Source organism: Pseudomonas sp. (genome assembly GCF_026224925.1).
Taxonomy (GTDB): Bacteria; Pseudomonadota; Gammaproteobacteria; order Pseudomonadales; family Pseudomonadaceae; genus Aquipseudomonas.
The window spans coordinates 1-6,299 of record NZ_JAMFRV010000659.1 but is presented as its reverse complement, the minus strand read 5'-3'; the positions used below and the strand labels follow the sequence as shown (position 1 = coordinate 6,299).

Genomic DNA, 6,299 nt, shown 5'->3' with positions numbered 1-6,299 from the left:
CCAATCCACGGGATATCGCCAAGGATCGGGATCTTGCTCACCGTGTCATTGACTTCCATGGCGTGAAAACCGCCCACTACCAGCGACCCATGCTCAGCGATCACCGCCTGGGTGCTGACGTTGCTACGGCGCACGGACGGTTGCGTATCGTTGATTTGCGACACGTCGATCTGCCCATCTTCTATGTCGACGATCAATTGCACCTGCGACTTACCGTCATGGTCCAGTGAGCGTGGAATCACCTGCAAGCTGGTGCCCGCTGTAATCGGTTCGATGTTGGCAACCCGTTCGCCGGTAGCGGTGAGGTATTCCGTGCGGCTGAGGTCGATCACCGCTGGCTGGTTTTCCAGGGTCAAGATCGACGGATTGGAGATAATCGACGCCGACCCGTTACCTTCCAGAGCATGCAATTCAGCAGAGAATTTTCCTGCATCCTTGATGAATAGCGTTGAGGCAGAACTGGCATCCATCAACGACGCGCCCCCACTGACGCTGCCTGCGTTGAAGTTCCAGCGGCTGGACAGTTCAGCCAGTTCCTTGCGGTCGATGTCGAGGATGACGGCATCGATTTCAATCAAGTTCCGTGGCACGTCCAATTGCTTGATCAGGTTTTGATACAAGCCGCGGCGTTTGGGCAGGTCGTAAATCAATACGGCGTTGTTACGTACGTCCGCGCTGACCCTGATCTTGCCCTTGCTCCCAGAGGAGCCTGCGCTGCGAGAGCTTCTGCCTCTGCCACCGCTGAGTACCCGGTCGATGCCCTGCTCCAGCGAACTGTTGTCCATGCCTCCCATGTTACCCAAGCCCGAGCTTGCACCTAATGCGCCATCGGCACCGGTTATGCCACCGCCCTGAACCACGTTGACGCCATTGATTGATTGACCCTTGGAGCGGCTTTGCAGCAATTCTTGCAGGATGCTGGCGACACCGGACACGGTAATCTCCTGGTCGCGATAGCGAATGGTTCGGTCCGCCGCATTGGCGTAGCGCAGCGGCAAAACGATGATGTCTTGCTTCTCAGCAGGCGCGTCATTCTTTTTACTGTGTTCGCGAATCATGTCCACGTACTTCGCCGGGCCGCGCACGAGAACAACCCCCTCGTCCGGTAAAGCGCCCCAACCGAAACGGGGATCCAGCAAACCAAGGTCAGTCAATGCACCTTTCAAGTCATCCACTGCATCCGGGGAGACTTCGATCCGCGCAGAGGTTTGTTGGTCTGAAGGGCTGACGTACAGGGTCTCGTTGTAGACGAACCATTGAAAGTGATGCTCCAGGCCCAGCCGATCAAGAAAGTCCTGCGGGCTCTGGGAGCGAATGTGGCCGTCGACCACGCCGTCGATGGGCGGCATGTCCAGGCCCATGCCAAACTCCTTGGCGAAGTCCTGCAACGTCACGTTGACCGTGGTTTCTTTAGCGTCGTAGGCATAGGCGGTGTGTTTCCACGCGGCCGGTACTGCTGCGAACACCGAGGCATTCGCCAACATCAACAACAAAGGCAACCACTTGAAGGCCTTGCGCATTTCACACTCCTGGTTGCCATGCGTTGTTTGTCCCGCGACCCGGTCCAGATACCGCCGAGTCGCGCAGGTAGGTTTCCAACAGGCTGAGCATGGCGGCCCGCTGATTAGCCAGCCCCTCCAGCCGATCCATCAATGCCTCGGCAGATCCGGGGCCTGGCAGCCAATTAAGCAAAGTCAAACAGTGGGTGTCTGGGTCGATGCCAAGGGCGCCGTCGCAGTCGCAAGCAACACTCGCACCGCCTTGGCTAAGCATCGCGGCGACCCGCAAAGGGTCCCGCGCATCGTAGGGATCAAGGACGTCGATACTGCAACGCACGCCGCCGTCGATCACCACCAGCCGGGCGTTGGCTTCATCGATCCAGCAGTCAAGTGGCGCGGGCGAGTTTTGCTCGCACCACTGACTGATCACCGCGCCGAAGTCACTGAATTCCATCGATGATCGACTTGGTCAGACCGTGTTCGGCGCGCAGCCCTTCGCTCATCACCGAGGTCGAGGTGGCCATTTTTTGTGCGGCGTCGGTGAAGGCTCTGAAATCTTCCGGGGAGCCACTTTCGGCCGCGTCCATGGCAGCGTCATCCAGCCCGCTCTGACTGTGGGCGACTGAATTGTCGAGTTGGTGTTGCAGGGCTTTGAAGCTGATCATGGCGTCGTACTCCGGCAATGGGGTTTGACAATGGGTGGTCCTAAACCCCTAGTCAGTTCCTTCACCGGCAGGATTAATCCTTCTTGGCCAATAAGCCGCGCTCAATACTCGACCAGTCAATGTCGAATGCACCGGAGGCGTTGCTCAGGCGCAATGCATCCGGCGGCATCGAGGGTTCGCTTTGCAGTTGCCACAGGGTTGCAAACTTGCTGGTTGCTAACCATGGCTGGACCTCCGGCAACACGTCCGGATGGCAGCTCAGAGTGGCGTGGTCGGGATGCACTTGAGTGACCGCGAGTTGGTTGATCAATGCCCGCGTACGCTCGCTGAAGGACGTTCCCTCCAGCAGTTGTCCCATCGCCAGGGTCAGCAACTCTTCGACGCTGGCCATTGCCGTCTGTTGCAATGCTCGGCGCTCGGCCTCCAGGTCCTGCAAAAAAGCGTTAGCCTTTTGCCAAAACTGATCAAGAGCCTGATCGAGTTGGCATCGCAAATCGCTTTGCGCCTCGGTCCGCAAGGTATCGGCTTGTTGACGCGCGTTATCCAGCAACTGGCTCGCCAGTTGCGCATCGGCAAAGTGCTCTCGGCGCACAATGGGCTCGTGAATAACGGCGTGGGTTCCCAGCGACAAACGACGGCGGACTAGCATTTATTGGTCTCCATCGATAACTCTGTAGGAGCGCGCTTGCCCGCGATGGATCGCGAAGCGGTCCCAAATGCCAAACGCAGTTCTAACCAAAAAAATTACGTTCGCTGGATTACGACTGCTACGGTCGAGCGCGACCCCGGTCCGATCGCGGGCAAGCGCGCTCCTACAGGTCATTCAAGATTAGTGACTCGCCACAGCACGGCTTGCCACAACGTGTTGAGTTTATTAACCGGCGCGTGGCTCGGGGTTTCGTCGACTACACCCGGTGGCCAGGCCAGACGCAGACGCGACCAATAGGCATCGCCCAGCCAGGCGCCCAATAGCTCGCGGACATCGACCACGGTGGGACTCAACCAAACGCCGGGGCGAAGGGCCTTGGCCACTCGCCGACACCACTGCTCATGGCTAACGGCATCAACCGATGGGCTGGGCGTGCGGGAAAAGCAGATCATTTGGATAAGTGCCAACGCCTCCTGCTGCTGCTGTTCGGTCAGCGCCAACCACTGCAGGACATCGTTGTTAGGTGGCGGTGGCTGACCAGGCGAGATACCGACGCTGAGTAAAAAGCGGTTGTGTTGGCTGCGCGCCACTGCGTCATAACGATGCATGTCTTCGCCTGGCCCAGAGGCAAATTGCGTTTGCCAATCCGGGTGAGCCCAGTGCCAAGTGCAGCACCACCAGCGCACCCATTCAGCGGTTGCGTCACCGGTCATAAGCGTGCCGGCAGATTCGATTCACCCCGTCGCCGCGTACCGAACCGGCGCCACAGCGCTTCACGCCAATCGGCCCGGAGCATCAACGCCAAGCCGCTGAACAGCAGCAACACGGCAATGGGTGTCAGGTACATCACCGCAGTCCAGAAGCCCTGGGACGAACTGTCCACCAGAAACGGCCCTAAGCGAATCAGGTTTTCGTTGTCGACAAATTCAGCCGACGGCACAAACACAATGGCGATTTTGTGCGAATTGGGGCCTTCCTGAGACATGCCCGGCAGGCTGCTGGCGACCATCTGCTGGATGCGGCTACGCACGCTGTCCGGGTCTAGCGCTGCGGTGTGTTTGATGAATACCGCGGCCGATGCTGGTTGAACCGGCTCACCGGGAGCAATCCGTTCTGGTAACACAACGTGTACCCGCGCCACGATCACCCCGTCGATTTGCGACAGCGTTGACTCAAGCTCTTGGGAAAGCGCGTAGATATAGCGCGCCCGCTCCTCAAGTGGCGTGGAGATCACCCCTTCTTTCTTGAAGATTTCTCCCAGGCTGGTACGTGGCCGACGAGGCAGACCGGCTGCGTCAAGGATACGCACCGCGCGGTTGATGTCGCGGGCCGCCACGGTGATTGCAACGCCGGATTTTTCAATGCGCTTATGGGCATCAATGTGCTGATCGGCGAGCTTGGCCACCACATCGTTGGAGTCTTGTTCAGACAAACCGCCGAACAAATCCGTGTCATCACTACAGCCGCCTAACAGCAGCAGGCACATCAATAGACATGGCCCAAAAAGTTTCACGTAGGCCCCTTACTGCAAGTTGGTCAGTTTATCGAGTGCCTGGGCGCTCTTGCTCAAGACTTTGGTGGTAAGGGACATTTGCAAGGAGTACTGCGACAACGACCGGCTCATGTCCACGATGTCCATCGGATTGGTCGAACTGGACGCGGTTTTCATCGAGCGCTGGGCCTGTTCGGAGAGCTTGCCCGTTGAGTCCATCTGTTTCGACAACGCACTTAACACCCCATCGGCAAAATGACCGGTGGCCTCGGCAGTGTTGGGTTGCATCGCCGAATTGAATAGGTCGACATCCGCCTGCGCGGGCCCGGAAACCAGCCCTTGCTCGTGATCCACTGGCGGAATTTTGAGCGAATTGATTTGAGAAATGGTCACAGGGCTTTCTCCGGCAAACAGTGTCGAATCAGGAATGAAACGAGGTCAACTTAGTGCTTCAGGCGACGCCTGCTTGAATAAGGCCACGATATTTTCTGCTGCTTGCGAGGCTGCGTTTTGCCGGTCGAAGTGCTGCAATTGAGGCAGCAGATTCGATAGTTCGCTGGACAAGCCATTGCCGCCGCTCTCGCCGCCACCGCTACTGCTCATGCCATTACCGCCACCGCCACCGCCACCACTGATGCCGAGGCCCATTTGCAGGCCTTGTTTGAAAATATCAAGGGCGCTGCTGCCAGTGCTTTGCTGGGAAATATCGTTTTGCGCGCCACCACCCAGGTTGCCGCCTCCGCCGCCACCGTCAATTGCGCTGGAACCGCCGCCACCACCGAGCGCGTTGAGGTTGTTATTGCCGCCGCCCAACGACCCGCCGTTTAGAGAGTTTTGCAGGTTGGCCTGATCGCTGTTGCCGCTGTCGCCTTGGCCTATTTTTTGGCTGACTTCGTCCAGCGCACCACGGAACTTGGCGGTTTCGTCTTTATCGAGGTAGTTGTCCTGCTTACCGTCGGTTTTCTCTTTTAGCTCATTGCTCCACGACCCGGAATCCGGCGTGCCGTACGTCGACGAATGCTTGTCCATGTAGTCGGCGACTTCTTGCAGCATGGGCTTGTCAGCATCGGAGAACGTGCTGCCATCGCCGTCTGATTTCAACGCACCGTCCATGGACGCTTTGCTCAGGCCGTTAACCGCTTGGGACATCAGATCACTGCTTCCACCTTCGGGGTCGCCACCGCCTTTAACGCTGCCACTGCCGCCCAGATTGGACGCGGCGCCAAAGTTTTCTCCGAGCTTATCTTTGAGAAGGTCGCCAACAGCGCTTTTGATCGCGTCGGGAGTCGCCATCGCGGTACCGAACGGAGATTTCGGCAGGTGTTCGGCGACCATCTTGCCCAACGGCGAATTCGCGTCGAAATGACCGCCCTGGGTCAAGGATTCGGTCAGCTTACTGATCACACCGTCCAGCGTCTTGGGGTTTTGCGATCCACCCGAGGCGTTCAAACTGGACGTATCCACCGTCCCGATCCGCCCTAGGTTGGCAATATTCCCGGCAGAAGCATTTAAATTCATCATAAACGTGCCCTTCAGTCATCAGATGCCCTCCGGCAAGCCGGAGGGCTCGCTGGGTGATTAGTAGCTGATGCCTTTTGCGGTCTGCGCAACGTTGGATATTTCCTTGTTGGCCGCGTCTGTCTGCGCCGAGCTGATGGCCTGTTGCGTGTTTCGCTGCTCCGTCTGCATCGCCGCCTGGCCTTGCGCCATGATGTTTTGAGCGGACTGTTTGTCCTGCATCGCCATCATTTGCTGGGAAGCTGCGGCAGCTTCGCCACCGCCGGCGAGGTCTGCTGATGTTTTCTGGGTCTGGGCGTTCGCCGAAACATTGTTGACCGAACTGGCTGCGGAGCCAGCGGTGTTAACCATCGAGTTCACACCGTTAGTAATACTGCCGACCATGTTATTCACCTCTCAGTTAGGACCCGCGTCGCTGCGAGTTAAAAGTGAGTGGAAGGGTCGGCTGATTCAGTTCCATTGTTCGTGCATGGGTG

The 6,299-nt window shown here is 58.1% G+C and carries 9 protein-coding genes; all 9 read right to left on the bottom strand.

Annotated features, from left to right (window positions below; genetic code table 11):
• Positions 1-1,520: type III secretion system outer membrane ring subunit SctC (gene sctC, locus M0974_RS27410; RefSeq protein ID WP_297844576.1), on the bottom strand; the 1,520-nt coding region annotated here is incomplete at its 3' end.
• Position 1,521: 1 nt separating this feature from the next.
• Positions 1,522-1,953, bottom strand: coding sequence for a type III secretion protein (locus tag M0974_RS27405; RefSeq protein ID WP_297844573.1), 432 nt, complete (start codon positions 1,951-1,953; stop codon positions 1,522-1,524).
• A complete protein-coding gene (locus M0974_RS27400; protein WP_297844570.1) occupies positions 1,940-2,164 on the bottom strand; it encodes a type III secretion protein in 225 nt (74 codons plus the stop codon). The genes M0974_RS27405 and M0974_RS27400 overlap by 14 nt, the downstream gene beginning before the upstream one ends.
• A gap of 73 nt (positions 2,165-2,237) precedes the next feature.
• Positions 2,238-2,813 (bottom strand): type III secretion system stator protein SctL, encoded by a 576-nt coding sequence (gene sctL / locus M0974_RS27395; RefSeq protein ID WP_297844566.1) that lies wholly within the window; start codon positions 2,811-2,813, stop codon positions 2,238-2,240.
• A 170-nt stretch (positions 2,814-2,983) separates the two neighbouring features.
• Complete coding sequence (locus M0974_RS27390; RefSeq protein ID WP_297844564.1) at positions 2,984-3,526, bottom strand: type III secretion protein; 543 nt, start codon at positions 3,524-3,526, stop codon at positions 2,984-2,986.
• On the bottom strand, positions 3,523-4,299 hold the full coding sequence (sctJ, locus tag M0974_RS27385; protein WP_297844579.1) for a type III secretion system inner membrane ring lipoprotein SctJ: 777 nt from the start codon (positions 4,297-4,299) through the stop codon (positions 3,523-3,525). Before sctJ ends, M0974_RS27390 begins: the two co-directional genes overlap by 4 nt.
• Positions 4,300-4,335: 36 nt before the next feature.
• Positions 4,336-4,698, bottom strand: coding sequence for a type III secretion system inner rod subunit SctI (sctI, locus tag M0974_RS27380; RefSeq protein WP_297844562.1), 363 nt, complete (start codon positions 4,696-4,698; stop codon positions 4,336-4,338).
• Between the two features lie 45 nt (positions 4,699-4,743).
• Complete coding sequence (locus M0974_RS27375) at positions 4,744-5,826, bottom strand: hypothetical protein (protein ID WP_297844560.1); 1,083 nt, start codon at positions 5,824-5,826, stop codon at positions 4,744-4,746.
• A 57-nt stretch (positions 5,827-5,883) separates the two neighbouring features.
• Positions 5,884-6,207 (bottom strand): hypothetical protein, encoded by a 324-nt coding sequence (locus tag M0974_RS27370; protein ID WP_297844557.1) that lies wholly within the window; start codon positions 6,205-6,207, stop codon positions 5,884-5,886.
• Positions 6,208-6,299 lie beyond the last annotated feature (92 nt).

Coding starts and splice junctions, on each gene's coding strand:
- M0974_RS27375 (WP_297844560.1), bottom strand. CDS start 5,826: ATGATGAATTTAAATGCTTCTGCCGGGAATATTGCCAACCTAGGGCGG.
- M0974_RS27370 (WP_297844557.1), bottom strand. CDS start 6,207: ATGGTCGGCAGTATTACTAACGGTGTGAACTCGATGGTTAACACCGCT.
- sctL (WP_297844566.1), bottom strand. CDS start 2,813: ATGCTAGTCCGCCGTCGTTTGTCGCTGGGAACCCACGCCGTTATTCAC.
- sctJ (WP_297844579.1), bottom strand. CDS start 4,299: ATGTGCCTGCTGCTGTTAGGCGGCTGTAGTGATGACACGGATTTGTTC.
- M0974_RS27390 (WP_297844564.1), bottom strand. CDS start 3,526: ATGACCGGTGACGCAACCGCTGAATGGGTGCGCTGGTGGTGCTGCACT.
- M0974_RS27405 (WP_297844573.1), bottom strand. CDS start 1,953: ATGGAATTCAGTGACTTCGGCGCGGTGATCAGTCAGTGGTGCGAGCAA.
- M0974_RS27400 (WP_297844570.1), bottom strand. CDS start 2,164: ATGATCAGCTTCAAAGCCCTGCAACACCAACTCGACAATTCAGTCGCC.